Source organism: Nitrogeniibacter aestuarii, assembly GCF_017309585.1.
GTDB lineage: Bacteria > Pseudomonadota > Gammaproteobacteria > Burkholderiales > Rhodocyclaceae > Nitrogeniibacter > Nitrogeniibacter aestuarii.
This window is the reverse complement of sequence record NZ_CP071321.1, coordinates 614,448-640,290: the sequence shown is the minus strand read 5'-3', so window position 1 is coordinate 640,290 and position 25,843 is coordinate 614,448. Positions and strand designations below refer to the sequence as shown.

Here is a 25,843-nt window from a genome sequence, read left to right as displayed (position 1 = left end):
CGGCCGCTTATTCGATGACGTCGGAAGCGCGTCCGATCGCCGCGCGCCACTGGGCGATGAACTGGCGGTATTTGTACTGGTCGAGGTAAGCGATGAGACCGGCCCCGAGGGCGAGCGGCCGGAACGCCGGGCCGAGTGCCTCGCGCTCACCCACCAGACCATCTCCCGCAAGGATGCGCTGACCCCGCGCCGAGAGCATATGATCGAGCCACAGCCGGGCAGCGTTCGGATGCCGGGCCCCTTTCGAGATGAAGGCCACCCGGCTGAGCACGAGGGTGTAGTCCTTCGGCTGCACGATGCCCAGCGAATCATCCTGGCGTGCGCGGCGCAGTGCGTAGGACCCGAGCATGTTGTACCCGAGGACCGCCTCACCGGCGGCGATCCGGTCGAGCATCACGCTCGTGGTCGGCTCGGTGCGCACGCGGTTGCGGCCCATGGCTTCGGCCAGTCGCCAGAACACGGTGGGATTGGCCTGCACGTCCTGCGTCTGCAACAGGAAGCCCAGGCCCGATCGCTCGGGATCGTAGGTCACCAGGCGCCCGTTGAGGGCCGGATCGCCGCGTTCGAGCAGGCGCAACAGCTCGGCGTGCGACTGGGGCGCCTGATCGCCGAACCAGGCCCGGTTGTAGACGAAGACGATGGGTTCCAGAGTCGTGCCGAAGGCTTCGTCCTTCCACACCGCCCAGGGCGGGAGCGCCTCGGTGACGGCCGACCGGTACGGCAGGGCATGCCCGTCATTGACCAGCTTCATCTGCAAGTCCATGGCGGAGCTCCACATCACGTCCGGGCCACCGCCATGGCGGCGCTCTTCCAGAAAGCGCGCGTTGAGCTCGGAGGTCTGCATGTCGTGATAGTCGACCCGCACTCCCGGATGTGCGCGCTCGAAGTCGTCGATGAGCGCGCGCACCGCATTCAGATCAGTCGCGGCATAGATGACCAGCCGGCCCTCCTCGGCCGCCAGCGCGCCCTGCTCGTCCGCTGCCGCGGCTGTGCCCCCGCCCACCATGCCGACCAGCGCCAGCAGGCAGCCCAACCATCTCGCGCGCTTCGAATGCTTCACGTCCCTGCGACTCCCTCGCGATTCACGGCACTCATGATGACGCTGTTCGCTTTCATCCTCCTTTCGCCCCGTGCCCGCGTTACCATGGCGCATCATGCGCCTGCTGCTTGTCGAAGACCATGCTGAGTTGGCCGATTGGGTCAGTCGCGCACTGACCCAGTCGGGCTATGCCGTGGACGTGCTCCATCGGGGTGATCATGCCGATCACGCGCTGCTCACTCAACCCTACGATCTGGTCATTCTCGACCTCAACCTGCCCGGCCTCGACGGGCTCGAGGTGCTGCGCCGCATGCGCGAGCGCGACACCACCCGCCTGGTTCCTGTGATCGTGCTCACCGCCCAGGGCAGTACGGAAGACCGGGTTCGCGGTCTCAACCTGGGCGCCGACGACTATCTGCCCAAGCCCTTCGAGCTGAGCGAGCTGGAAGCCCGTATCAAAGCCTTGCTGCGCCGCGCGGGCCAACAGGCCCCCACCGTGCGCCTCGGCGCCCTGGTGTTCGACCTCAATTCGCGGCTGGCCACGGTGGCGGACCAGCCGCTGGCACTGACACCCCGCGAGCTGGCCGTGCTCGAGGCGCTGATCGCCCGCATCGGCCGCCCGATTGCGCGAGAAGCCCTGTTCGAGAAAGTCTTCAGTTTCGACGAAGAAGCGCGGACCGAAGCCATCGAAATCTACGTCCACCGCCTGCGCAAGAAGCTTGAGGGCTCGGGCGTACGCATCACCACCCTGCGCGGCCTGGGCTACCTGATCGGCGAAGCACCGGATGCCTGAACACAGCGTCGGCCGCCCCGACCGCAACAGCCTGAGGGCACGGCTGGCGCGCTGGATGCTGCCGCCGCTGGCCGCCCTGATCGCCATCAACGCGGCGCTGTCCTACCTGGGCGCGCTGGACGCGGTCGACCGTGCCTACGACCGCAGCCTGGGGGCCTCGATCAGATCCATTGCCGAGCGCGTGCACTCGCTGGAGGGTGACATCTCGGTGGACATTCCCTCGTCCACCTTCGCCACCTTCGATGCCGATACACCGGAGCGCGTCTATCACGCCATCTTCGCGCCCGATGGCCACCTTGTCACTGGGTATGCGGAACTGGCACCGCCCGCGGGCCTGCGCGACGATGGCAGCCTGCGCTTTGCCGGCGCCGACTTCCGCGGCATCCCGATCCGCGTCGGCGCCATGCGCAAGCGCCTCTATGATCCGGCGCTGGCCGGTGGCGATCTGGTCACCATCGTGTTTGCCGAAAGCACCGATTCACGACGCAGCCTGGCCACGGACCTGTTCGTCGAAAGTCTCAAGCGCCAGGTCCTCATCATCGGCCTCGGCGCGGTGGTGCTGCTGTTCGCCCTGCGCTCGGCCTTCCGGCCCTTGCTGGCCCTGCACGACACCATCGAACAACGGGATGAAGAAGACCTGACGCCGATCGTGGCGAAAGACGTCCCGAGTGAAGTCCATCCGCTGATCCGCGCCATCAACCATCACATGGAGCGGATCTCCACCATGCTCGCCTCGCGCCGGCGTTTTCTGACCGACGCGGCCCATCAGATCCGCACGCCACTGGCGGTACTCACCACCCAGGCGGAAGTCGGCGTACGCCAGACGGACCCGGCCGCCATGCGCGACACCTTCAGGCATGTGCTGCGCAGCCTCGGCAACACGCAGCGCATGGCCAACCAGTTGCTGGCACTGTCGCGCGCAGAGCCCGCCAACGGTCTGATCGGGGACAAGGTGCCCTGCGACCTGACCGACCTCGCACGCGAGGTCGCCGCCGATCTGGTGCCGCTGGCACTGGCTCGGGACATCGAGATTGCCTTCGAAGGCGAGGCCGCCACGCCGCTGGCCGGCAATGAGGCCATGCTGCGCGAGATGGTGGCCAATCTGGTGGACAACGCCATCCGCTACAGCAGCGCCGGCACCCAGGTCGTGGTCTCGGCCGCGAGCCATCCGGACGCGGTCGAGCTGAGGGTGACCGACCAGGGGCCCGGCATCGCCCCCGAGGAGCGGGAGTTTGTCTTCCGCCGTTTCTACCGCATCCTCGGTCAGGGCAATGCCGAAGGCAGCGGCTTGGGCCTGGCCATCGTGCGCGAGATTGCCCACGCACACCGGGGCCGGATTACCCTGGAGAGCGGCCCGGACGGGCGCGGTCTGCAGGTACGTATCCGCTTTCCGCTCAACGAGGGCTGACGCCCCGGTCACACCGGGACGCCAGCGTTCGGCCTCAGGCCGCCTGAAGCGCGCGGCGCTGCTGACGGGCGCGCATCAGACGCGGACCGATCAGCATGAGGATGGCGCCGATCCACAGGCCGATGCTGATCGGGCTGCTGTACAAAATGGACAGTTCGCCATTGCTGATCGACAGCGCGCGACGCAGGTTCTGCTCCATCATGTCCCCCAGCACGAAGCCGAGGATGAACGGCGCCAGCGGGAAGTTCATCACCCGCAACAGGTAGCCCAGCCCGCCCAGCAAGGTGCCCAGCACCAGATCGAACACCGTGCCATGTACCGCGTAGACACCCACCAGCGATACGGCGGCCACGCCGGGCACGAGGATCCAGTTGGGCACATCGAGGAACTTCACGAACACCTTGATGAGCGGAATGTTCATGAGCAGCAGCATCACGCTGGAGATGGCCAGCGAGGCGATCAGCCCCCAGACGATCACCGGCTGATCCTGGAACAGGGTCGGCCCTGGCGTGATGTTGTAGAGCGTCAGCGCGCCGATCATCACCGCCGTGGTGCCGGAGCCCGGCACCCCCAGGGTCAGCATCGGGATCAGCGAACCGAAGGCAGAGGCGTTGTTGGCCGCCTCCGGCGCCGCCACGCCGCGCACGTCGCCCCGGCCGAATTCGTGGTCCTCGCCCGCCATGCGCCGCTCCATCGAGTAGGTCATGGCCGACGCAATGGAGGCGCCCGCGCCCGGCAGCACGCCAACGAAGAAGCCGACCACCGACGAGCGCAGGATGGTCCATTTCACCCGCATGAACTCGGCCGCGTTGAACAGGGTGCGTCCGCTCATTTCCACCGGCGCGGCCCCGGCGTGCAGGCTCTGCAGCATGAGCATCAGCTCGCTGACCGCGAACAGACCGATCACCACCACGATGAACGGAATGCCGTCCGACAGGTGCAGCAGATCAAAGGTGTAGCGATACACGCCGCTGTTGGCGTCGATGCCGACGGTGGCCAGCACCAGCCCCAGCAGGCAGGCGATCAGGGCCTTGAGCATGGAGTCACCCACTAGGCCACCGAGGCAGGACAGGGCCAGCACCATGAGGGCAAAGTATTCGGCCGGCCCGAAGGCCAGCGCCCAGTCCGCCAGCAGTGGCGCGAAGGCCACGATGCCCACGGTGGCCACCATCGAACCGACAAAGGAGGCAAAGGCCGAAATCGACAGGGCCGGCCCCGCCAGCCCCTTGCGGGCCAGCGGATAACCATCCATGGTGGTCATGACCGCCCCCGCGTCACCGGGCACGTTGATGAGAATGGCCGAGATCCGGCCACCGACCTCGCAGCCGGCATACACCGCCGTGAGCAGGATGAGCGCCGACTCCGGCGGCAGCTTCATGGCGTAGGCGATCGGCAACAGGATCGCGACCCCGTTGATCGGACCCAGCCCCGGCAGCAGACCGATAACCGTCCCGAGGAAGGCGCCGATCAGCGCGATGAGCAGGTTGGTGGGCGTGCCGGCAACGGCAAACCCTTCCATCAGATGGGAAAGCACTTCCATGATGATTACCCCAGTAAGGGCTTGAGCCACAAGCCCGTGGGCAGGACCACGTCGAGGACGCGATCGAACAGGATGAACAGCCCGGCGCCGAGCCCGAGCGCCCCCAATGCCGACTGGCGCCAGGTACCGCCGAACAGGCGTGCCACCGGGATGCACATCAGCACGGTGCTGATCACGAAGCCGAGCTTGTCGAACAGGAAGGCGTAGGCCAGCACGATCAGGAACATTGCCCCGATGCGCAGCAGCACCGGTGACGGCGCCCAGGTCGTGGGCGGGCGACGGGATACGATCAACAGCAGCGCGCAGACCGCCAGCAGGCTGTGCACCAGCAGCGGGAAGGCGCGCGGGCCGACCGGTTCATAGGAAAATGCGGCCTTGAGATCCCAGCCGATGATGAGGCCGACGGCGCTCAGGCACAGCAGGAACATGCCGAAGATGCGTTCGCTCATGGTCCCCTCCGGAAAGTCTGATGAATACGATCGCCTGCCGAGCCCGCTGGGCGGGGCAGGCGCATGGCGTGCCCGGCTTACTGGGCCACCATGCCGAAGTCTTTGGCGAGTTCGGCGTAATGCTTGACGCGCTCCTTGACGAAGGCGTCCAGCGCATCACCGGTGAGGCTGAAGGGAAACAGTCCCTGCGTTTCGCGCAGCTTGGCGAACTCATCGCTGGCCAGCATCTTGTCGAAGGTACCGACCCACCACTGGTAATCGGCGTCGCTCACCTTCGGACCCACGTAGTAACCGCGAATGATCGGCCACTGGACGTCGTAGCCCTGCTCCATGGCCGTGGGGATGTTGCTCAGTTCGCCCGGCAGGCGTTTGTCGGAGAGGATGCCCAGCACGCGCACGCGGCCCCCCTTGAGGTGGGCAGCCACTTCCGAGGCATCGCCCGAATACACCTGCACATGCCCGCCCTGAAGCGCCGTCATGGCTTCACCACCGCCTTCAAAGGCGACATAGCGCATGGCCTTGTAATTCACCCCTGCGCTGCGTGCGACCAGGGCCGACTTCATCCAGTCCTGGCTGCCGACGGAGCCGCCCGCGCCGAACACCACCTTGGTGGGATCGGCCTTGAGCGCGGCCATCAGATCCCCGAGGGTCTGGAACGGGGAATCGCTGCGCACGATGATGGCGCCGTAGTCGGCCCCGGCGGCCGCCAGCCAGCGCACGTCGTTTTCGTTGAACCGACCGAACTTGCCGATGGCCAGATTGAGCAGCGAGCCGCCCGAGAAGGCGACAATGGTGCCGCCCTCGTCCGGACGGTTGGCAATGACCGTGTTGTAGGCCACCGCGCCGATACCGCCGGGCATGTAGGTGACGCGCATCGGCGCCGAGAGGAAGTTGCCGTTCTGCAGACCGGCTTGTGCCAGCTTGCAGGTGAGGTCGAAACCGCCGCCGGGCTTGGCCGGCGCAATGCATTCGGGCTTGGCCGGCTCTGCCTGGGCAGCGACGGCCGCGGCCGCCAACAGGGCCGCCATTAGGGTTCGTTTCAGCATGAAAGTCTCCTGGATTTGTCATCAGCCGCCTCGATTCGGGGGCGGCTTGACGGCAGTGTCCGAGGGTTTGCTTTCGAACCCCTTTCAGTGTCGACAGGAAGCTACTTTGCCTTGGGCACGCGCCCCATGAGATAGAAGGGCTCGTTCGGTGGCGTCCCGGTCAGATGCACCAGCCGGTTGCTCATGCTGAAGAAGGCGGTGATGGCACCGATGTCCCAGATGGCATCGTCGTCGAAACCATGGGCCTTGAGTGCGTCCACGTCGGCGTCTTCGATGGCCCCGCCATTGACCGACAGCTTCATGGCGAAATCGAGCATGGCACGCTGTCGCTCGGTGACATTGGCCTTGCGATAGTTGGTGGCCAGCTGGTCGGCGATCAGCGGGTCCCTGGCACGGATGCGCAGCACCGCGCCATGGGCGACCACGCAGTAGAGACACGCATTGGCCCCCGAGGTGGCCACCACGATCATTTCGCGTTCAGCCTTGGTGAGACCTTCATCCTTTTCCATGAGGGCGTCGTGGTAGTCGAAGAAAGCGCGAAACTCCGCCGGCCGGTGGGCCAGCATGAGGAACACGTTGGGCACGAAGCCGGCCTTCTCCTGCACGCCGAGGATGCGGTTGCGCACATCCTCGGGCACGTCGGTCAGTTCGGGTACGGCAAAGCGACTGATGCGCATGGTGGTTCTCCCTCCACACTCGGGCGTGCGGCTCTAGGGCCGCCCCTGGCGCCCGGGTTTTCGATTAGCGATTGACGTTGACGATGGTGCGCCCGCGCACCTTGCCTTCGAGCAGGCGGCCGGCGGTTTCGATGGCTTCGTCGAGACCGATCTCATTGACCATGAGTTCGAGCTTGTCCATGTCGAGGTCGACGCCGATACGCTCCCAGGCTTCCAATCGCGCCGCTTTGGGCGCCATGACGCTGTCGATCCCTTTCAGGGTGACCCCGCGCAGGATGAACGGCATGACGGTGGCCGGCAGGTCGGCACCGCCGGCCAGACCGCACGCAGTCACCGTGCCCAGGTATTTCGTGCTGGCGCAGACATTGGCCAGCGTATGACCGCCGACGGTATCCACGGCACCCGCCCAGCGCTCACGTGCCAGGGGCTTGCCCGGCTCGGAGAGCAACTTGCGGTCCATCACCTCGGCCGCACCGAGCGTCTTCAGGTAATCGGTCTCTTCCGGGCGGCCGGACGAGGCCACCACGGTGTAGCCCAGCCTGGCCAGAATGGCGACCGCCACGCTGCCGACACCGCCGGCAGCACCGGTCACCAGGATTTCCCCCTGATCGGGGGTGACGCCGGACTTCTCGAGCCCGAGCACACACAGCATGGCCGTGTAGCCGGCCGTGCCGACCGCCATGGCCTGGCGCGGTGTCACCCCTGCGGGCAGCGGGATCAGCCAGTCGCCCTTGAGCCGTGCCATCTGCGCCAAGCCACCGGGGTGCCCTTCGCCCACGCCCCAGCCGTTCAGGACCACCGCGTCTCCGACCGCGAAGGCCGGGTGTTCGCTGGACACCACACTGCCCGCCAGGTCGATGCCCGGCGTCATCGGAAACTTGCGCACCACCGGCCCCTTGCCGGTGATGGCCAGTCCGTCCTTGTAGTTCAGGCACGAGTAGTCGACCTTCACGGTCACGTCACCCTCGGGCAGCGCGGATTCGTCCAGCGTCTGCAAGTTGGCGCGATAGCCGGACTCGTCCTTGTTGATCACGATCGCCTTGTACATGGAATTCTCCTCCGTTTGGGACCCTGGCTCAGCCGCGTGGAATGGCGCGCTGCCAGGTGTCGTAATAGATGAACAGGGGGTCGCTGCTGCGATCGAGCTTGGCCCAAAGTACAGCGCCCTCCCAGCCGATCCAGAAGCTGCGTGCGAGCAGCCCGCAATCGGCCTGGGGATGAATGTCACCGCGCAGGCGTGCCAGCCTCAGGCACTGCTCCAGCAAGGTTTCCCATTCCTGAAAGGTGGCGCGCAGCCTGGCCCGGAACGACTCGGGCAGATTGCCCATCTCCTGCCCAAGATTGCCGATGAGGCAACCTCGCCGGAAATCGAATCGGGCCATCCCCTCCGCCGCATCGTCGACAAAGGCACCGACGCGCTCAAGCGGCGGCATCGAGTCATCGCCGAACGCACGAGCGAGCTTGCGGGCAAAGTAATCGCCATATGCGTCGATGACCGCCAGCCCGAAGGTCTCCTTGCTGTCGAACCAGTGATAGAACGAGCCCTTGGGTACGCCCACCTGACGCAGCACTTCATCAATGGCCGTCGCCACGAAGCCTTTTTCGGTCAACACGGCGAGCCCAGCACGCACGAGTGCCTCGCGGGTCTCGAGGTGATCCTCGAGTCGCTTCGGCGGTCGGCCGCGACGGCGCGCGGATGGGGTGATGTCAATCATGCTTTTATTTTTAGACCGAACGTCTAATAAAATCAATCCCCGTTCGTCGTACGCCTGCGTGTCACGCAAACGCCAAACCCGCTACCATGCGCGACACACCACACCTGAAGGAATCCCAGATGAAGAAAACCCTGATCGGCGCCTCGGTGCTGACTGCCTTTGCGCTCAACGCCATCGCGGCCGACCCTCAGCTTGACACCCATGAGAAGCAGTTCGGCTACGCCGTGGGCGTGCAGATGGGCATGTCACTCAAGCGTGACGGCGTCGAAATGGATCTGGACAGCCTGCTGCTGGGCATGCGCGATGCCATGGAAGGCAAAGAGCCGCGCATGACGCCCGAAGAAGCGCGCAACGTCATGATGAAGGCCCGTGAGGTCGAAGAGCAGAAGCGCGGCACCGTCGGCGCCAAGAACAAGGAAGCGGGTGAGAAATTCCTCGCCGACAACGCCAAGAAGGACGGCGTGAAAACCACCGCCAGCGGCCTTCAGTACAAGGTCATCAAGGCCGGAACCGGCCCGCAACCGGCACTGGAAGACAACGTGACGGTGCACTATGAAGGCCGCCTTCTCGACGGCACCGTCTTCGACAGCTCGCGCGAGCGCGGCAATGCGGCCACCTTCCCGGTTCGCGGCGTCATCGCCGGCTGGATCGAGGCGCTTCAGCTCATGAAACAGGGCGGCCACTGGGAAATCTATGTGCCCTCCGATCTGGCCTACGGCCCGCGCGGTGCCGGCACCACCATCGGCCCCAACAGCACGCTGGTGTTCGATATCGAGCTGCTCGAAGTGAAGAAGTAAAGCGACACACTCATGGTGCCGAAACGGGTAGCCTGGCTACCCGTTTTTTTTGCGATACACACCACCCGGCGCATGCACCGCGTCGCCGGGCACCCTTGCTGCATCAACGGCGATGGGGTTAGAGTGACCTGGTCGAGACTACGACGGTCGCATGTTCGGGATATTCCCTGTCACTGACCGGCGTAGCAAACTGCACGGAATCGGCGCATGAGTTCGCAGCCACCCGTCGTCATTGCACCGTCGGCAAGTTTACGGTCCAGACTCACCGCCATCATGGGGGTGATCGGCATTGTGCTGGTCCTGGTCATGGCGGGCATATTCCAGTGGCGCTTCGAGCACAACGCCCTGGCCCAGACAAAGCAGGCGCTCGACGGCATTGCCAGTCGGCTGGTTGATCGCCTCGAAGGGAATCTGGCAGCCCACCAACGTGAGCTGAGGCTGATCGCCGCGGCCGTCGAGCAGCTTCCCCGCCCCGACAACGACGCGCGCAGTCTGCTCGACACCCTGCAGCGCCAGCAGCACACGTATGCCTGGATTGGCCTCACCGATGAGCGCGGCACGGTGCTGGCCGCCACCGGCGGCATGCTCCAGGGCCAGAACGTCAGCCAGCGCCCCTGGTTCTCGGCAGGCAGGAAAGGCGACTACGCCGGCGAGCCCCACGAAGCCCTGCTGCTGGCCAAGGCCGTGGGGCCGGCGCCGGACGGCTCGCCACCGCGTTTCGTCGACCTCGCGCTGCCCGTGCGCCTGCCGTCGGGCGAGACCGGCGTCCTCGCCGCGCATCTCTACTGGCACTGGATCGAACAGATCATCGCCGGCCAGGCGGCCGCGGAGCTGTCCCCCGGCACGGGGCTCGGCCTGGCAGATCGCAATGGCGATCTGCTCATCGCGCCACGCATGCGCCCACAGTCCCCCGAGCCTCTGGAAGGCGGGTACGACGAGGGTCCGTCAGCGCCCGAAACCTACCTGAGCGCCAAGGCGGCCGGCGCACCCGGCAGCCTGATACAGGCGATGGGCTGGCGTGCCGTGGTGGTGCAGGACAGGAGCACCGCACTGGCGCATGTCATCCAGGCGCGCAATCTCATGCTGGCGCTCAGCCTCGGGCTGGCGGCCCTCTTTGCCCTGATGGTGCGTTTCGTGGTCACACGTGTCACCGCGCCCGTGCTCGACCTCACCCGCCGCGCAGGGACCTATCTCGCCGCCACGGGGGCGCCGTTCGACTCGGGGCATCGCGAACGACATGATGAGGTCGGCGTGCTCGCGCGGGTCCTGGAGCAGCTCGTTGAAGATCTGCTACGCTACGCGGCCCAGGCAAACCTGTTCATTCGCCACGCCCCGGCGGCGCTGGCCATGCTGGACACGCGCATGCGCTACCTGGCTGTCAGCCAGCGCTGGCTGGATGACTTCGGTCTCAATGAAGACAGCACCATCGGACGGGACCATCTGACGACCGTGCCGGCGCTGGGCCCGGAATGGCGCGAGCGGCTCCAGGCAGCACTCAAGGGTGAGGTCGTCCGGGTGGATGCCGAGGCCTACATCGGCAGCGCAGATGCCCTGCGCTGGTTCCGCTGGGAGGCCCGGGCCTGGCATACCCCCCAGGGCGAGGTCGGCGGTGTGGTGCTGTTTGCCGAGGATGTGAGCGACAGCCGCAACGCCGAGGCGGCGCAACGTGTGAGCGAACTCAAGTTCACCTCCACCTTCGAGCAGGCGGCGGTCGGCATTGCGCACGTGGCCCCCGACGGGCACTGGCTGAAGGTCAACGAAACCCTGTGCCAGATCGTCGGTTACCCGCGCGAGGAGCTGCTAGATCTGACCTTCCAGGAGATGACCCACCCGGACGATCTGTCACTCGACCTGGAGCATCTCGAGTCGCTGCTGGCGGGGCGCACGGACAACTATCGCATGGAGAAGCGCTATTTCCGGAAGGACGGCGAGCTCATCTGGATCAATCTGACCGTGGCCCTGGTGCGCAAGGAATCCGGCGCGCCGGATTACTTCATCTCGGTCGTCGAGGACATCAGCCAGAAAAAGCACATGCAGGCGGAACTTGACGACTACCACTGCGGCCTGGAGCGCCTGGTGGCGCAACGCACGGGCGAACTCGAACGCGCACAGCGGCGTGCGGAAGCGGCCAGCGAGGCCAAGTCGAGTTTCCTGGCCAACATGAGTCACGAGATTCGCACGCCCCTGAATGCCATCATCGGCATGGCGTATCTGCTGCGATTCACTCAACTCGATGCCGAGCAGCGTAGCCAGCTCGACACCATCCACAGCGCCGGGCGCAATCTGCTGTGGCTGCTCAACTCCATCCTGGATCTGGCCAGAATCGAATCCGGCGAGGACGATCTGGCGTTTGCGCCCTTCTCGCCCCTGCAGGTCGCGAATGAGGTGCAACTCATGCTCGGCCCCATGGCCGAGTCGAAAGGCCTGGCCCTGGTGGTCGAGGCCGTGGGCAGTGACATTCCCGCCAGCATCGAAGGCGACGAAGGCCGCATCCGGCAGATGCTCGTGAATCTGGTCAACAACGCCATCAAGTTCACCGATGCCGGTCAGGTCACCATAACCCTGCGCCGCATCGGTGCCACGGACAGCGATCTGCCGATGCTGCGCATGCGGGTGAGCGACACCGGCATCGGTATCGACAAGGCGCGTCAGGCCAAGCTGTTCGAGCACTTCAGCCAGGTGGACGCGTCCACGACGCGGGCCTACGGTGGCACCGGGCTCGGGCTGGCCATCGTGCGCGAACTGGCCCAGCGCATGGGGGGGCGCGTCGGGCTGGAGAGTGCGCCCGGTGCGGGCAGCCGGTTCTGGGTGGACATTCCCATGCTGGCGACACCACCCGCAGGGCTGGGCGCACAGCGCACCGGTTATTGTGTGGCCATCGTCGTTCGCGACGAGGCACTGCGCGCACGCCTCGTTTCCATGGCCGAAGCCCACGGCTGGAGCACCAAGGTTCGCGACCACCTCGGCGCCCTGGTCATGGAGTCGGATGCAAGCCGCGACTGCGCAGTCGATGATGTCCTGATCCAGTGGCCTCTGGCCCCGGAGGACCGGAAACACTTCGAGCAACTCGCCGACGCCTGCAGTCGCTGCGTGGTTCGCCCCTCCGTGCTGCTGCTGGTCGACGATCCCGGCGATCTGACGCCACAGGCCCGCCAGGTGGCCGACCGGGTGCTGATGCAGCCGGTCAGCGAGGCAGACATTCTCGACGCGGTGGCCGACACCGCCACCCTGGTCGCCAAACGCCGTGGCCTTCAGCTGACACCCGATGCGCCCCAAGCCGAGCACTTTGAATGGCTGACCGGGCTGAAAATCCTGGTGACCGACGACAACGAGTTCAACTTGGATGTCTGCCGTCGCATTCTAGAGCTGGAAGGCGCCGAGGTGCTCGCGTGCGCCAGCGCCCATGAGGCGCTCGAGCTGCTGACGTCGCACACCGTGGATGTGATTCTCATGGACGTCCACATGCCCGGCATGGACGGTCGCGAAGCGGCCGCACGTATTCGCCGGGATCTCCAGCTCAGCGGCGTGCCGATCATCGCACTGACGGCGGGCGCCACCACGGACGATCGCGAGGCAGCCATGTCGGCCGGCATGGACGATTTCCTGGCCAAACCCATCGACCCGAGCGAATTGATCCGCACGATTCGCATCGTGGTGGAGTCCTACGGTCACCGGCTGCACGCGCCCATTCCCAGACAGGAGCAGACCGCTGACCTCACGGTCGCAGAGTGATCGTCAAGCCGTTGAGCTCAGCCGGCGCGTCATGGCCTATAGTGTGGAGCACAAGCCCATCCAACGGAGACAAGCATGATCAAGGTCAGTGTGTTCTACCCCAATACCCCCGGTGCGAAATTCGATTTCGACTACTACACCCACTCGCACCTGCCCATGGTGCGCGACAAACTCGGCGCCGCATGCAAGGGTGTCGCTGCAGAGAAGGGGCTGGCGGGCGGTGCGCCCGACGCGCCGGCGACCTATGTGGCGATCGCTCACCTGTATTTCGAGTCGGTCGACGCCTTCAATACGGCCTTCGGCCCGGTGGCCGACGATATCCTGGGTGACATCCCGAACTACACCGACCTCTCCCCCGACCTGCAGATCAGCGAAGTCCTCGTCAACGCCAGCCGCAGCGAAACCGGCGAACTGCGCATATAGCGCCGGGCACGTCGACCCGGTGACGCAAGCGCCTCTATGCGCCACCGGGTCAGGTCACGGACAGTCCGGGAGCGGGCACGGCACCACGAGAATGGACATGTCGTCATGGGCGGGAAGCTGGCACAGGTGAGTCTGCAAGGCGTCGCTGACGGCCTCGATGACCGGTGACGCCCCGTCGACGGCCGCAAGCAGACGTTTGACCCCGAACTCGCGCCCATCCGGCGAGGTGGCTTCCACGACCCCGTCCGACACCATCACCAGTTGCGCCGCGACCGTCCAGTCGAAACTGACCGTGCGCCGCACATCATCCTCATCGGTACTGACCCCCAGGGGCAGGTGAAGCGAGGCGAAGCACTGAAGCAGTGCGCCATCGGCATCGAGCATGAGCACATCGGGCACGCCGCCCACCCAGACCTCGCCCCGCTGCGCCGACTCGTCGAGACACACAAAGGCGGCCGCCACGAAACGCCCGGCGGGCAGCGCGTTGGCGAGAATGAAGTTGATCGATTCCACCAGCGAGCCGAGGGGCTCACCCTGTTCCACCAGCCGGTAGAACTCCTGAACCACCGGCAGGGCGCTGACGGCCGACGCGAGCCCATGGCCCACGGCATCCGCGAGCAAGGCATACAGGCGCCCGTCGGGACTGCGCGCGGCCAATACCATGTCACCCGAAAAGTTATCGGCGGGGCTCACCCGGAAGGCAACCCCCGACTGCAGGGTGACGTCCGAGCGGATCTGGTGGTCGAGTATGCGCCGTGCCAGTTCCGCCTCGCGCTCATGGCTGTCGTAGTAAGCACGCAGTCGCCGGGCCTGCTCTTCGACCTGCACCGACGCCAGCTTGTTTTCCGTGTTGTCGCGCAGGGTTTCAACCACCGCAATGAGCTGACCGTGGTCATCGAAAACCGGCCCGGCATCGACCACCAGGTAGCGTCGCTCGCCCAGATGCGGCATGTCGCACCAGTTCTCCACATGCACCCCGTGGGCCGGCGTGGCCGGATCGTGATGGAGCGTGTAGAGCCGTTCGATGCGTCCCCAGTCCCGGGTGGCCACCAGGTCAGCGAGACATGGGCGAGCCTGGGTATAGAAGGCTCGCCAATGCTCGCGCGTACCGATCACCTGAGCGGCCGGCACACCGGTGAGGCGCTCGCAGGCACGATTCCAGACGACGACGCGCCGGTTCGCATCTAGCACGAAGGTCGGAACCACCAGATGCTCCATGAGGGTCACCGCATACGCTGTCGAGGGCGGCGTAGCCATGGAGTGGCTTGCTGACATGGAGGGGCTCCTGCGCAAAAGGGCCTTTAACTTTAGTTATAGCGACCCCGGCTCACCGAATTGAAGGTGACGCGCAAGAAAGACACAAAATGTGACACTCCCGATCCAGTCCGCGAAACTGCGAAGCTCAGCCCGGCCGTTCGCTACCCACGCGCGTCACTTCTTCGTGCAGCGCCATGTGGTCGAAATGCGAGAAGGGCAGACTCAGAAAGATACCGATGCGATGGGTCAGCAGACGAAACGCATGATGAACCGCCTCCCGGCAGGCGGCCTCGTCACCGAATACCTCAGCGGGGTCCTCGATACTCCAGTGAGCACTCACCCCATGGCCCGGCCAGTCCGGACGAGCCTCGCCGCTGACCTTGTCGCACAGGGTGATGATGAAATCGAACACAGGCGCCTGCGGTGTTTCGAATTCGCTCCAGTGCTTGCTGTGAAGCCCCTGAGTGGGCAAATCGTGCTCTCGCAGCAGTTGCAGCGCATGGGGATTGACGACCCCACTGGGACGGGCACCCGCGCTCCACGCCTTGAAGTGCCCTTCCCCCATCCGGTTGAGGAGGCTCTCGGCCATGATGCTGCGCGCCGAATTCCGATTGCACAGGAACAGGACGTTGTACGTGTTCTTCATGTCTCTCCCCGGTTGGTCTGTCCATGAGGCCTTGTCGGCATCGTGCGCGGGGACTGGAGGCCGCGCATGAAAAAGGGCGCCCGCGGGCGCCCTGTCAAACCAGCACGTCGAGCCTCGACGGCCAGACTCAGTGCAGATCGAAGCGGTCCGCGTTCATCACCTTGGTCCAGGCGGCCACGAAGTCCTTCACGAACTTCTCGCGGTTGTCATCCTGAGCATACACCTCGGCGTAGGCGCGGAGAATCGAGTTGGAACCGAACACCAGATCCACACGGGTCGCCGTCCATTTCACCTCGCCCGACTTGCGGTCGCGAATCTCGTACAGATCCTTGCCGGCAGGCTGCCACGTATTGGCCATGTCGGTGAGATTCACGAAGAAGTCGTTGGTCAGCGCACCGACACGATCCGTGAACACACCATGTTGCGTGCCGCCGTGGTTGGTGCCGAGCACGCGCATGCCGCCGACCAGCACGGTCATTTCATGTGCCGTGAGGCCCATCAGCTGGGTACGATCGAGCAGCATCTCCTCGGTGCTGACCACGTACTCCTTCTTGGCCCAGTTGCGGTAACCGTCCGCCAGGGGCTCGAGCACGTCGAAAGACTCGGCATCGGTCATGGCGTCGGTGGCATCCCCCCGGCCGGGCAAGAACGGTACCGTGATGTCCACCCCGCCGGCCCCGGCCGCCTGCTCCACACCCACGTTGCCGGCCAGCACGATCACATCGGCCACACTGGCACCGGTGTCCTTCGCGATCCCTTCGAGCACGCCGAGCACACGGGCCAGACGCTCCGGCTCGTTCCCGGCCCAATCCTTCTGTGGCGCAAGGCGAATGCGCGCGCCGTTGGCGCCGCCGCGCATGTCGGAACCGCGATAGGTGCGGGCGCTGTCCCAGGCGGTGCTGACCATATCGCTCACCGACAGGCCGCTGGCGGCAATCCTGGCCTTCACCGCGCTCACGTCGTACCCCGTGGGGCCTGCCGGCACCGGGTCTTGCCAGATGAGGTCTTCCGCCGGCACGTCCGGGCCGACGTAACGCGCTTTCGGGCCCATATCCCGGTGGGTGAGCTTGAACCAGGCACGGGCAAACACATCTTCGAAGTAGGCCTGATCGTGGCGGAAGCGCTCGGCAATCTGGCGATATGCCGGGTCCATCTTCAGCGCCATGTCGGCATCGGTCATCATCGGGTCGCGACGGATGGACGGATCTTCCACATCCACCGGACGATCCTCGTCCTTGATGCTCACCGGCTTCCATTGCCACGCGCCGGCCGGGCTCTTGGTCAATTCCCAGTCGTGGTCGAAGAGCATCTTGAAGTAGCCGTCATCCCAGGTCGTGGGGTTCGTGGTCCATGCCCCTTCGGGTCCGCCGGTCACGGCGTCACGCCCGACACCGCGGCTGACCTTGTTCATCCAGCCCAGCCCCTGGTCCTCAAGCTCCGCCCCCTCGGGTGCTGCGCCCAGGTTGTCGGCATCGCCGTTTCCGTGGCACTTGCCCAGGGTATGGCCGCCGGCAGTCAAGGCGACGGTCTCTTCATCGTTCATGGCCATGCGCTTGAAGGTGTCGCGCATGTCCTGGGCGGTCTTGAGCGGGTCGGGGTTGCCATCGACGCCTTCAGGGTTCACATAGATGAGCCCCATCATCACTGCGGCGAGCGGGTTCTCCATCTCGCGGTCGCCGTGGTAACGGCTGTTGTCATTGTCGCTCGGCGCCAGCCACTCGCGCTCGGAGCCCCAGTAGGTGTCCTTCTCCGGATGCCAGATGTCCTCGCGCCCGAAGCCGAAGCCGAAGGTCTTGAAACCGGTGGACTCATAGGCCACATTGCCCGCCAGGATGATGAGGTCGGCCCAGCTGATCTTGTTGCCGTATTTCTTCTTGATCGGCCAGAGCAGACGGCGCGCCTTGTCCAGGTTGGCGTTGTCGGGCCAGGAGTTGAGCGGCGCAAAGCGCTGGTTGCCCGTGTTGCCGCCGCCACGGCCGTCGGCCAGGCGATAGGAGCCCGCCGCGTGCCAGGCCATGCGGATCATCAGGCCGGCGTAGGTGCCCCAGTCGGCGGGCCACCAGTCCTGGCTGTCATGCATGAGTGCATGCAGGTCTTTCTTGAGCGCTTCCACATCGAGCGTCTTGAGCGCTTCGCGGTAATCGAAGCCCTCGCCCATCGGGTTCGTTTTGGTGTCGTGCTGGTGGAGGATGTCCAGATTGAGGGCCTTGGGCCACCAGTCGGTGTTGGATTGGCCGGCCGCCGTCACGCTGCCGTGCATCACCGGGCATTTACCCCGGCTGTTCATGTCGTTTGCGCCCATCAGAGTCTCCTTGCTTGCTGCATTGACCGTAAATCGCGAGGCGCGCCTTGGCGCGTTTCGCTCGCCTGCCCTGCAGTCTAGTCATTTAAAAAAAGAATAAAAGCAATAAAGACGATTGCTTTCACCTATAACGATCACTGAGGTCATGCACGGACTCTTTCCGCGGAAAATCCATCGTGCATGACGGCCGTATCGCTTGGTCTCACTTCTCGGCAGCGAGTTCAACCCGATGCAGTCAGCGGGCTCGACGCAACGGGGCACGCGTGCGCGACGCGGCTAATGGGAGTGACGGTGATGGATGTCGGGGAAATGCGGATGCTTGTGGGTGACCGGCTCGTGCCGATGCCAGTGTTCGTGAGGCTCACCGGGCGGGGTCTCGGGTTCGTGGGCGTGCTGGTGATGCGCGTCATGCACGTGCATGTGTCGGTGTGCTGTCGCCTCGTGGGTGTGCACGTGCTCATGACGCTCGCTCAGGTGCAGCCAGACGCCGATTGCCATGAAACCGGTCGCCCACCAGAAGCCGGGGCCCGCCACTTCATCGAGCATGACCAGCGAGAGGGCCGCGCCGATGAAGGGCGCCGTCGAAAAATAGGCCCCGGTGCGCGCCGTGCCCAGCCCGCGCAGGGCCAGAACGAACATCACCAGACTGACACCGTAGCCCAGCAGCCCGACCAACAGCGTCGCGCCCACGAGCTCGGCCGACGGCCAGTCGGCACCGAGCATCACCGCCAGCGCAACATTCACACCGCCCGCAACGGCGCCCTTGACGCTGGCAATGAACACCGCGTCCGCGGCCGATACCTGACGGGTAAGATTGTTGTCGATGGCCCAGCACAGGCAGGCAAGCACGATGGCCAGCGGCCCCGGCAGACTGCCGGCATCATGACCCGCTGAGGACGACCATGACAGCAAGAGCCCGCCAATCACGATGGCCACCATGCCCAGCACGACACGACGGTCGGTCGCTTCCCTGAACACGCACCACGCCAGCACGGCAGTGAGCACGGCTTCGAGGTTGAGCAACAGGGAGGCCGCCGCCCCCGGCGTCCGGGAGAGGCCGAACATCAATGCGAGCGGCCCGAGCACCCCGCCGAAGACGATGGCGCCTGCCAGCCACGGCCATTCCCCCGGTGTCAGGCCCGACGGCTTCCACTGTCCGTCGCGCACGACGCGATAGCCCCCCAGCCCGATCCCGCTGCCCAGGTAAAGCAGTCCGGCCAGCAACCACGGAGAAACGTCGCCCAGCAACAGTTTGGCAAACGGGGTACTGGCACCGAACAGGGCGGCGGCGAGCAGGGCGTAGACGATGGGACGGGTCATGGCGCATCCGGGCGTTACCAGCCTCCATTATGAAGGCGTCGGCACCAGACGGACACGGGACAGCCTGCGGGACCTTAGCTGTCGGCGGTGGGCGCGCCCGCGCCGTCCAGCCATCGTGTCACCACGCGTCTGAACTGTGTCGCATCGAGGGGCTTGGCGAGGAAATCGTCCATGCCGGCATCCCGACACCGGGTGGCATCGTCCTCGAACACGCCACCGGTCAGCGCGATGACCGGGGTACGGCGACAATATTCGCGGGCCTCCCGCTCGCGGATGAGCCGGGTGGCGCTCAGCCCGTCCAGCACCGGCATCTGCACATCCATGAGAATGAAGACCGGCCGCAGTCCCGCGTCGAGTCGATCGAGACACTCCTGCCCGTTGGTCGCCTGTACGACCTCGAGGCCGAACTGCCCGAGCATGATCTCGGCCACTCTGCGATTGATCGGGTTGTCGTCCACCAGCAGCACCGGCGCACCCGCGACCACCGTCTCCGGGGCACTCACCGTCGCGGCCGCTGGCGCGGGCCTGTCGGGGACGGCCGGGAGCGATAGCGTCGACTCACGGTCGATCTCGACCGGCACCTCGAACATGAAGCAGGCCCCCTCGTCCGGCGCACTGCGTACGCTGATCTCGCCCCCCATGAGCTGCGCAAGTCGCCGCACGATGGACAAGCCCAGACCACTACCGCCGTACTCGCGCGTGATCGAGCTGTCCGCCTGGGTGAATGGGACGAACAATCGATCCTGCACCGACTGGCTCATGCCGACCCCGGTGTCCGTGACGCGCACTTGCAGCACGGCCCGCCCACCCTCGGCCTCGAGCTCGGTCGCATCGACCTGGACTGCCCCCTGGGCAGTGAACTTGACCGCATTGTTGATGAGATTCGACAGCATCTGGCGCAGCCGCAAGGCGTCCGCGGAGTACCGCCGTTCGGGCGGCCCGTGCCACGTGGCGCTCAAGCACAGGCCCTTGCCCTGCGCAACCGGCTCGAAGGCGCGCACCGTGTCCATCAGCCAGGGCTCGACTGCCATCGGTGTTGCCGACAAGGCCATCCGTCCCGCCTCAATGCGCGAGATGTCGAGGATATCGTTGAGAATGGCGAGCAGGAGCTGGCCGGAGTCCAGAATCACGCCCGCATAGTCCTTCCGCTGCTCGGCACTGAGCGTGTCGGCGCTCTTCAGGGCCTGGGCCATGCCCAGGATGCCATTGAGGGGCGTGCGGATTTCATGCGACATGGTCGCCAGAAAGGCACTCTTGGCGTTGTTGGCGGCCTCGATGGCGCTGTTGGCCTCCTCCAGCCGGCTGACCATGTTCCCGCGCTCGAGCCCGAGCAGAATCGAGGCCCTGATGGTCTGGTGCAGGTAGCGAGCGCTCGAGAAGATGGCCAGGGTCATGACCACCACGATCAGCGCGAATCCGACATGGATCGGCGCACTGGCGTTCCAGAGGATGGAGAGCAGCAGCGGCACGCTGATCAAGCCGGTAAACCAGTACAAGGCCGACAGCACCGGTGCGAGCACGGTCGCAGAACCGGCCACCAGCCCGGCGACGAGCAGGCCGGTGAACAGTCTTGCGGTATCCGGCGCTGTCCACATGAACATCACGGCCCCGCCCCCCCACACCGCGGCGACCAGCCCGGTGAGCGCGACGTAGCGATGTCGCCAGCGACTGGCACTGAGCGCATCGGGACGCCTGCGTTGAAACAGCCGTGCATGGGCGTAGCGCCCCAGCGCAGCGGCGGCCAGGCCCATCCACCACAGCAGCGCCGGCTGCCAGGCGGCATGAATGGAGACATTCACATAAGCCAGCATGGCCCCGGTCACCAGATTGGCGATGAGTGCCACCAGCGCATTGCGAAAGAGCAACTCGGTCAGCTGACCCTGTACTTCGCATTCGAGTTTGTGATCGGTCTCTTCCATGCCCGGCCTGTTCCGCGCCTGCGCCTCCGAATTCAGTTGGCGTCGTCACGCCCAAACCCCGGATCATCCGCACGCTCAGGGGCTGCCTTGCATTAACGACTCAACGGAATACTGCTTGAGAACGGCCTCGTGGGCCAGGCCGCACCAGCGCCGGCTGCATGACGGGCCGATGTCCCCTGTTTGCCGGCGCGGAGGGCAATCGGCCTGACTCAAGCTTCACGGGTAATCTGCCGTAAGTCATAGATCGGGATCAAGCCGTCTGAACCGCCTGAGCCCGGAAGAACGCCGCCCCCGGACACACTGACACGACAGGAACGCTCACGTACATGGGACTGCACACCCGCTTGCACGACGGACTGATGCCCTCGCTGGCCAGCACGCCCCGCATCCGTCGTGTGCTCATTATTGCGGTACTTGTTCTCCATGCAGCGGCGATCCTCGCCACTTACCTGGCGGTCGACAACAGCCGCGTCGAGCATGTGGCCCACATCGAGGCCGAAACCCGCAGCCTCGCCCGGCTCGCTGACCAGAGCGTCACCAAGAGCGCCGAAGCATTCGACCTGGTGCTCAAGAGCATCCAGTTCCAGCTGGAAAACGCACTGCGCGAGACCGGCCATCTGGATACGATGAGCTTCACTGCCTTGCTCGCAGACCATGAACGCAACCTCGAGCACGCGGCGGGCATCCGGATCGCGGACGCCGAGGGCCGCGTGATTCTCGGCACGGACGTCCGGCCCGACGCGCATGCCACCTGGGGCGACCGCGATTTTTTCCTCCATCACCGTGCGACACCCCATGCCGGCATGACCGTGACCGATCCTATTTACGGGCGCGTGTCGCAGACCTGGGTGGTGTCTTTTGCGCGCCGCTACAACCACCCGAACGGGGATTTTGCCGGCGTCATCTCGCTTGCGATCCCGGTCAGCTATTTCAATGAATTGCTCTCCAGCTTCGACACCGGGCGCGACGGGGTGGCCATCATTCTCGACTCACATGCCCGACTGATGGTGCGCCAGCCGCCGACCGGCAATCCGGTTGCCCAGATGGGCACGCAGACCTACACGGAGCCACTGCGGGCCGCCATGGACTCGGGCAGAACGGAAGCCACGTACCACTCCGGCGCCAGCGCCGAGGGCCTGGAACTCATCCAGACTTACCGGCGCATGAGCGCCGTGCCCTTTCATCTCGTCGTCGGAATCGCCCCCGATGACCACATGGCCGACTGGCAGGAAGAGGCGCGCAACGCCATCACAATCCTGGTGCTGTTCCTCCTCATCACCACGGTGTTCACCTGGCTTCTGTGGCGCTTGATCCGCAATCTGCAGGTCGAAACGGAGCGCAACCGGAACCTGCTCACCAACGCCAGCGATGGCATTCATATCCTTGACCAGGGCGGCCACCTGATCGAGGCCAGCGACTCGTTCTGCGCCATGCTGGGTTACCCGCGCGAAGAGCTTCTCGGAAAACACGTCAGCTTCTGGGATGGGCAACACGGCCCCGAGGCGCTGAACGAGATGGTGCAGGGTCACTTCCGCACGCAGGCGCGCCTGGAGTTCCAGACCCGCCATCGCCACCGGGACGGCCACATCATTCCGGTCGAAGTCAGCGGCGCGGGCCTGGCACTCAATGGCCAGGCGGTGATGTTCTATTCGTCGCGGGACATCAGCGAGAAACGCCGTAGCCAGGCCGCCCTGCAGGCGTCCGAAAGCCGCTTTCGCACGCTGTTCGAATCCTCGCCCGACGGTCTGTGGATCGTGCGCGAGGAGCGCTTCATCGAGTGCAACCACGCCGCGCTCGCGCTCATGGGTCACGAGACAAAGGATGATCTCGTCGGCAAACACCCGGCCGAGCTTTCGCCCCCCTGCCAGCCCGACGGCGAAGCGTCGGCCAGCAAGTTTCGCAGGATGATCGACAGCACGCGCTACGATCATGTGACGCGCTTCGACTGGACCTTCGTGCGCCAGGACGGCAGCGAATTCATCGCAGAAGTCACCCTGTCGAAGATCAATCTGCACGACCAGGCGGCCGTTTTCGTCCAGATTCGCGATGTCACCGAGCAGAAACACGCCGAAGCAGAGCTGGAGCGCTATCGCAGTTCGCTCGAATCCGTCGTCGCCGAGCGGACCAGGGCCCTGGCCAAACAGCGCAATCACTTCGAGATCATTCTCAACAACATCCCCAGTGCCGTCGCCTACTGGGACAAGGACCTGATCAATCGCTTTTCCAACCCGCACTACCGCCGCTGGCTGGGCGTGTCGCTCAAGGAGATGCAGGACCGCCACATCACCCAGGTGCTCAAGGCGGATTTCCTCGACCATGTGTTGCCCCGGGCCGAAGCGGTCCTCGCAGGCAAGGCGCAGCATTTCATGGTGCGTATCCCGCTGGAAGATGGCCAGTTGCGTCACGCCGAAGCGCGCTACGTGCCCGACCGGATCGACGGCAAGGTTGTCGGTTTCTTCGTGCTGGCGGTCGATGTCACCGACCTCAAGCTGGCCAAGGACCAGGCCGAGGCGGCCAACCGCGCAAAATCGGTTTTCCTGGCCAACATGAGTCACGAGTTGCGCACGCCCATGAACGGGGTGCTGGGCATGATCGGCATCGCGCGCAAGCGCATGACCGACCCCGACGGGCTGGAGAAGCTCGACAAGGCCAAGCGCTCCGCCGAGCGCCTGCTCGCCGTACTCAACGACATCCTCGACCTCTCCAAGATCGAGGCCGAGCACCTCAAGCTCGAGCACATCCGCTTTACGCCGCAGGCGCTGATCACCCAGGTCAGCGAAATGATCGGCCATCAGGCCAGCGCCTCGGGCTCGCCACTGCGTTTCGATGCAGACGATGCCGTGCGTCAGCTCCCGCTGCAGGGCGACCCGTTGCGTCTGGGTCAGGTGCTGAACAACCTGGTGGGCAACGCGGTCAAGTTCGGGGCCGCGCACCCGATCGACATCCGCTTCCGCGCCAGCGCTGCTTCCAGCGAAATGGTCCGACTGAGAATCGAGGTGGAAGACCACGGGATCGGCATCGCGCCGGAAGACCAGAGCCGCCTGTTCTGTGCCTTCGAACAGGCCGACGGCTCGACCACCCGCAAATATGGCGGCACCGGTCTCGGGCTGGCGATCTGCAAACGACTGGTGGATCTGATGGGTGGCGAGATCGGCCTCGACAGCACCCCTGGCGCCGGCAGCCTGTTCTGGATCGAACTCGAGCTGCCTCGCGACACGTCGGCGTATCAGGACACCACGCCCGCCCCACACCCGGACACATCCGCGGACGAGCAGATTCGCGCCCGCCACTCGGGCGCCCGGGTGCTCGTCGCCGAGGACGAACCCTTCAACCAGGAAATCGCTCTATCCCTCCTCGAAGAGCTTGGCCTGATCGCAGACACCGCTGACAACGGCGAACAGGCGCTCGACATGGCGCGCTCGGCGCGCTACGACCTCATCCTCATGGACATGCAGATGCCGATCCTCAACGGGCTCGAGGCCACCCGTGCCATCCGCGCCGACAGCCAGAACATGGACACCCCCATCGTCGCCATGACGGCCAACGCCTTCGAATCCGACCGGGATGTCTGCCTGGCCGCAGGCATGAACGACCATCTGCCCAAACCGATCGACCCGGACGCGTTCTTCCGCACCGTGCTTTCATGGCTTGCGCACGCGACGGAAGAAGCCGAACCCGAAGCCCACTAAACGGCCTCAGCCAGGCGCCGGAAGAAAAGGCCGCTGCGACCGCGCTCGAACCCGGCCCCGGAGACCGGATCGCTACTTCTTCAACCGGTCGGCCTGCCGCTTCTTGACTTCATCACGTACCGTCGCCCGCGCCTTGAGCGCGTCGAGCACATCGGCATCGGCGGGCAGATCGTCCACCGTGATCAAGGGATCGATCCTGCCATCGAGCACATCGAACACCCGCGCCGAGCGCTTGCCCCCGGTGCCCACAGAACGCGTCATGACCACCACCTCGGGCTCGCCATCGGAATCCGGATCGGAGACCATCACGCGCTCCACGGTGCCCATGCGGGGCATGACGATGCCCGACACGAACAACGCGCCTGTATCGGACGCCTTCGCCGCCTCGTACAAACGCACGCTGTAGCTGCCCCGGGCCCGCGCTTCGAGATCGCCCTCGGCAACCACCACCGTCTGGCCATTGGGCAGGGCGACCTGCCCGACGAAGCGCTCGGCCTCATCCGCCAGGGCCGTCTGGGCGCACAAGAGCACCGCGCATGAAGTGGTGACGAGGACTTTGAACATGAATCAGGGGCTCCGGTGATCAGGCACAGGCGCGCCCGTAATGCGGTATCGAGCGCGTATTACAGCAGCGCACGCAGCGCGTCTCAAGTCCGACAGCATCACGCGCGGCATGAGCATTGACGCACAATACCCCATTGGCATATCTTGCGAGTTTCCCCTCTGGCGCGACGAGTGCGTTGCGCCCCCTGTTACGGAGACAAGTGACATGTTCATCGTCATCCTGCGATTCGGCGACCACAAACAGGACGCCCCGAAGTACATGAACGATCACAATCAGTGGATCAGCGACGGCTTCGAGTCCGGCGCGCTCCAGCTGGTGGGCAGCATCGTGCCAGCGGCCGGCGGCGTGCTGCTCGTGCGCGGCACCCGCGAGGAGGTCGAGGCCCGCGTGGCGCAAGACCCGTTCGTTGCGCATGGCGTGGTCACGGCCGAAGTCATCGAAGTGAACGTTGGCCGGCACACGCCCGGGCTTGAATGTCTGCTGTGATCCCGGCTCGCACCGGGCAAGCCTCCAGAGCGAAGAATCC

General features: G+C 65.3%; 20 protein-coding genes. 7 read left to right on the top strand and 13 right to left on the bottom strand.

Going from position 1 to position 25,843, the window contains the following annotated elements:
• Positions 1–7: 7 nt before the first annotated feature.
• Positions 8–1,060: an ABC transporter substrate-binding protein gene (locus tag J0W34_RS02970; protein ID WP_230970633.1), complete on the bottom strand. Its 1,053-nt coding sequence runs from the start codon at positions 1,058–1,060 to the stop codon at positions 8–10.
• Between the two features lie 94 nt (positions 1,061–1,154).
• Here J0W34_RS02970 and J0W34_RS02965 point away from each other — a divergent pair, with 94 nt between their 5' ends.
• Positions 1,155–1,832 (top strand): response regulator, encoded by a 678-nt coding sequence (locus J0W34_RS02965; protein ID WP_227815536.1) that lies wholly within the window; start codon positions 1,155–1,157, stop codon positions 1,830–1,832.
• Positions 1,825–3,240: a sensor histidine kinase gene (locus tag J0W34_RS02960; protein WP_230970632.1), complete on the top strand. Its 1,416-nt coding sequence runs from the start codon at positions 1,825–1,827 to the stop codon at positions 3,238–3,240. Before J0W34_RS02965 ends, J0W34_RS02960 begins: the two co-directional genes overlap by 8 nt.
• Before the next feature lie 34 nt (positions 3,241–3,274).
• On the opposite strand, the gene J0W34_RS02955 is transcribed toward J0W34_RS02960, so the two are convergent.
• From J0W34_RS02955 to acuR, 6 genes are all read right to left on the bottom strand, one after another.
• Positions 3,275–4,780: a tripartite tricarboxylate transporter permease gene (locus J0W34_RS02955; RefSeq protein WP_230970631.1), complete on the bottom strand. Its 1,506-nt coding sequence runs from the start codon at positions 4,778–4,780 to the stop codon at positions 3,275–3,277.
• 5 nt (positions 4,781–4,785) lie between these two features.
• On the bottom strand, positions 4,786–5,229 hold the full coding sequence (locus tag J0W34_RS02950; RefSeq protein WP_230970630.1) for a tripartite tricarboxylate transporter TctB family protein: 444 nt from the start codon (positions 5,227–5,229) through the stop codon (positions 4,786–4,788).
• A 77-nt stretch (positions 5,230–5,306) separates the two neighbouring features.
• Positions 5,307–6,275, bottom strand: coding sequence for a Bug family tripartite tricarboxylate transporter substrate binding protein (locus tag J0W34_RS02945; protein ID WP_230970629.1), 969 nt, complete (start codon positions 6,273–6,275; stop codon positions 5,307–5,309).
• A 101-nt stretch (positions 6,276–6,376) separates the two neighbouring features.
• Positions 6,377–6,952 carry a peroxidase-related enzyme gene (locus J0W34_RS02940; protein WP_230970628.1) on the bottom strand — a complete coding sequence of 192 codons (576 nt, stop codon included), beginning with the start codon at positions 6,950–6,952 and terminating at the stop codon, positions 6,377–6,379.
• A gap of 64 nt (positions 6,953–7,016) precedes the next feature.
• Positions 7,017–8,000, bottom strand: coding sequence for an acrylyl-CoA reductase (NADPH) (gene acuI, locus J0W34_RS02935; RefSeq protein WP_230970627.1), 984 nt, complete (start codon positions 7,998–8,000; stop codon positions 7,017–7,019).
• Positions 8,001–8,028: 28 nt separating this feature from the next.
• Positions 8,029–8,667, bottom strand: coding sequence for an acrylate utilization transcriptional regulator AcuR (acuR, locus tag J0W34_RS02930; RefSeq protein ID WP_230970626.1), 639 nt, complete (start codon positions 8,665–8,667; stop codon positions 8,029–8,031).
• A gap of 119 nt (positions 8,668–8,786) precedes the next feature.
• Between acuR and J0W34_RS02925 the strand changes: the two genes are divergently transcribed.
• The 3 genes from J0W34_RS02925 (at position 8,787) to J0W34_RS02915 (ending at position 13,619) form a co-directional block, all read left to right on the top strand.
• Positions 8,787–9,464, top strand: coding sequence for an FKBP-type peptidyl-prolyl cis-trans isomerase (locus J0W34_RS02925; RefSeq protein ID WP_230970625.1), 678 nt, complete (start codon positions 8,787–8,789; stop codon positions 9,462–9,464).
• A 207-nt stretch (positions 9,465–9,671) separates the two neighbouring features.
• Positions 9,672–13,196, top strand: coding sequence for a PAS domain S-box protein (locus tag J0W34_RS02920; protein WP_230970624.1), 3,525 nt, complete (start codon positions 9,672–9,674; stop codon positions 13,194–13,196).
• A 75-nt stretch (positions 13,197–13,271) separates the two neighbouring features.
• Complete coding sequence (locus J0W34_RS02915; RefSeq protein ID WP_230970623.1) at positions 13,272–13,619, top strand: EthD family reductase; 348 nt, start codon at positions 13,272–13,274, stop codon at positions 13,617–13,619.
• A gap of 54 nt (positions 13,620–13,673) precedes the next feature.
• Here the strand turns inward: J0W34_RS02915 and J0W34_RS02910 are convergent, their stop codons facing one another.
• The 5 genes from J0W34_RS02910 to J0W34_RS02890 all read right to left on the bottom strand — a co-directional run bounded on the left by J0W34_RS02910 (position 13,674) and on the right by J0W34_RS02890 (position 21,063).
• Positions 13,674–14,894 carry a SpoIIE family protein phosphatase gene (locus tag J0W34_RS02910; protein WP_230970622.1) on the bottom strand — a complete coding sequence of 407 codons (1,221 nt, stop codon included), beginning with the start codon at positions 14,892–14,894 and terminating at the stop codon, positions 13,674–13,676.
• Positions 14,895–15,021: 127 nt separating this feature from the next.
• Entirely contained in the window at positions 15,022–15,522 is a 501-nt protein-coding gene (locus tag J0W34_RS02905) for an arsenate reductase ArsC (protein ID WP_230970621.1), read from the bottom strand.
• A gap of 127 nt (positions 15,523–15,649) precedes the next feature.
• Positions 15,650–17,824: a catalase/peroxidase HPI gene (katG, locus tag J0W34_RS02900; protein WP_230970620.1), complete on the bottom strand. Its 2,175-nt coding sequence runs from the start codon at positions 17,822–17,824 to the stop codon at positions 15,650–15,652.
• A 276-nt stretch (positions 17,825–18,100) separates the two neighbouring features.
• Positions 18,101–19,144: a DMT family transporter gene (locus J0W34_RS02895; protein WP_230970619.1), complete on the bottom strand. Its 1,044-nt coding sequence runs from the start codon at positions 19,142–19,144 to the stop codon at positions 18,101–18,103.
• Positions 19,145–19,218: 74 nt separating this feature from the next.
• Positions 19,219–21,063 (bottom strand): ATP-binding protein, encoded by a 1,845-nt coding sequence (locus J0W34_RS02890; RefSeq protein WP_230970618.1) that lies wholly within the window; start codon positions 21,061–21,063, stop codon positions 19,219–19,221.
• A 326-nt stretch (positions 21,064–21,389) separates the two neighbouring features.
• On the opposite strand from J0W34_RS02890, the gene J0W34_RS02885 reads away from it, so the two are divergent.
• The gene (locus J0W34_RS02885; RefSeq protein ID WP_230970617.1) at positions 21,390–24,752 is read left to right on the top strand and encodes a PAS domain S-box protein; all 3,363 of its coding nucleotides are present in this window, start codon (positions 21,390–21,392) and stop codon (positions 24,750–24,752) included.
• A 72-nt stretch (positions 24,753–24,824) separates the two neighbouring features.
• Here the strand turns inward: J0W34_RS02885 and J0W34_RS02880 are convergent, their stop codons facing one another.
• Complete coding sequence (locus J0W34_RS02880) at positions 24,825–25,316, bottom strand: PliI family lysozyme inhibitor of I-type lysozyme (RefSeq protein WP_230970616.1); 492 nt, start codon at positions 25,314–25,316, stop codon at positions 24,825–24,827.
• A gap of 205 nt (positions 25,317–25,521) precedes the next feature.
• On the opposite strand from J0W34_RS02880, the gene J0W34_RS02875 reads away from it, so the two are divergent.
• Positions 25,522–25,803, top strand: a complete 282-nt coding sequence (locus J0W34_RS02875; protein WP_230970615.1) for a YciI family protein — start codon at positions 25,522–25,524, stop codon at positions 25,801–25,803.
• Positions 25,804–25,843 lie beyond the last annotated feature (40 nt).

What these genes read in the sequence shown, in the direction of transcription:
- J0W34_RS02925 (WP_230970625.1), top strand. Translation starts at nt 8,787, where the DNA reads ATGAAGAAAACCCTGATCGGCGCCTCGGTGCTGACTGCCTTTGCGCTC.
- J0W34_RS02965 (WP_227815536.1), top strand. Translation starts at nt 1,155, where the DNA reads ATGCGCCTGCTGCTTGTCGAAGACCATGCTGAGTTGGCCGATTGGGTC.
- J0W34_RS02945 (WP_230970629.1), bottom strand. Translation starts at nt 6,275, where the DNA reads ATGCTGAAACGAACCCTAATGGCGGCCCTGTTGGCGGCCGCGGCCGTC.
- J0W34_RS02875 (WP_230970615.1), top strand. Translation starts at nt 25,522, where the DNA reads ATGTTCATCGTCATCCTGCGATTCGGCGACCACAAACAGGACGCCCCG.
- J0W34_RS02880 (WP_230970616.1), bottom strand. Translation starts at nt 25,316, where the DNA reads ATGTTCAAAGTCCTCGTCACCACTTCATGCGCGGTGCTCTTGTGCGCC.
- katG (WP_230970620.1), bottom strand. Translation starts at nt 17,824, where the DNA reads ATGGGCGCAAACGACATGAACAGCCGGGGTAAATGCCCGGTGATGCAC.
- J0W34_RS02890 (WP_230970618.1), bottom strand. Translation starts at nt 21,063, where the DNA reads ATGGAAGAGACCGATCACAAACTCGAATGCGAAGTACAGGGTCAGCTG.
- J0W34_RS02960 (WP_230970632.1), top strand. Translation starts at nt 1,825, where the DNA reads ATGCCTGAACACAGCGTCGGCCGCCCCGACCGCAACAGCCTGAGGGCA.
- J0W34_RS02940 (WP_230970628.1), bottom strand. Translation starts at nt 6,952, where the DNA reads ATGCGCATCAGTCGCTTTGCCGTACCCGAACTGACCGACGTGCCCGAG.
- acuI (WP_230970627.1), bottom strand. Translation starts at nt 8,000, where the DNA reads ATGTACAAGGCGATCGTGATCAACAAGGACGAGTCCGGCTATCGCGCC.
- J0W34_RS02915 (WP_230970623.1), top strand. Translation starts at nt 13,272, where the DNA reads ATGATCAAGGTCAGTGTGTTCTACCCCAATACCCCCGGTGCGAAATTC.
- J0W34_RS02905 (WP_230970621.1), bottom strand. Translation starts at nt 15,522, where the DNA reads ATGAAGAACACGTACAACGTCCTGTTCCTGTGCAATCGGAATTCGGCG.
- acuR (WP_230970626.1), bottom strand. Translation starts at nt 8,667, where the DNA reads ATGATTGACATCACCCCATCCGCGCGCCGTCGCGGCCGACCGCCGAAG.
- J0W34_RS02885 (WP_230970617.1), top strand. Translation starts at nt 21,390, where the DNA reads ATGGGACTGCACACCCGCTTGCACGACGGACTGATGCCCTCGCTGGCC.
- J0W34_RS02895 (WP_230970619.1), bottom strand. Translation starts at nt 19,144, where the DNA reads ATGACCCGTCCCATCGTCTACGCCCTGCTCGCCGCCGCCCTGTTCGGT.
- J0W34_RS02955 (WP_230970631.1), bottom strand. Translation starts at nt 4,780, where the DNA reads ATGGAAGTGCTTTCCCATCTGATGGAAGGGTTTGCCGTTGCCGGCACG.
- J0W34_RS02920 (WP_230970624.1), top strand. Translation starts at nt 9,672, where the DNA reads ATGAGTTCGCAGCCACCCGTCGTCATTGCACCGTCGGCAAGTTTACGG.
- J0W34_RS02910 (WP_230970622.1), bottom strand. Translation starts at nt 14,894, where the DNA reads ATGTCAGCAAGCCACTCCATGGCTACGCCGCCCTCGACAGCGTATGCG.
- J0W34_RS02950 (WP_230970630.1), bottom strand. Translation starts at nt 5,229, where the DNA reads ATGAGCGAACGCATCTTCGGCATGTTCCTGCTGTGCCTGAGCGCCGTC.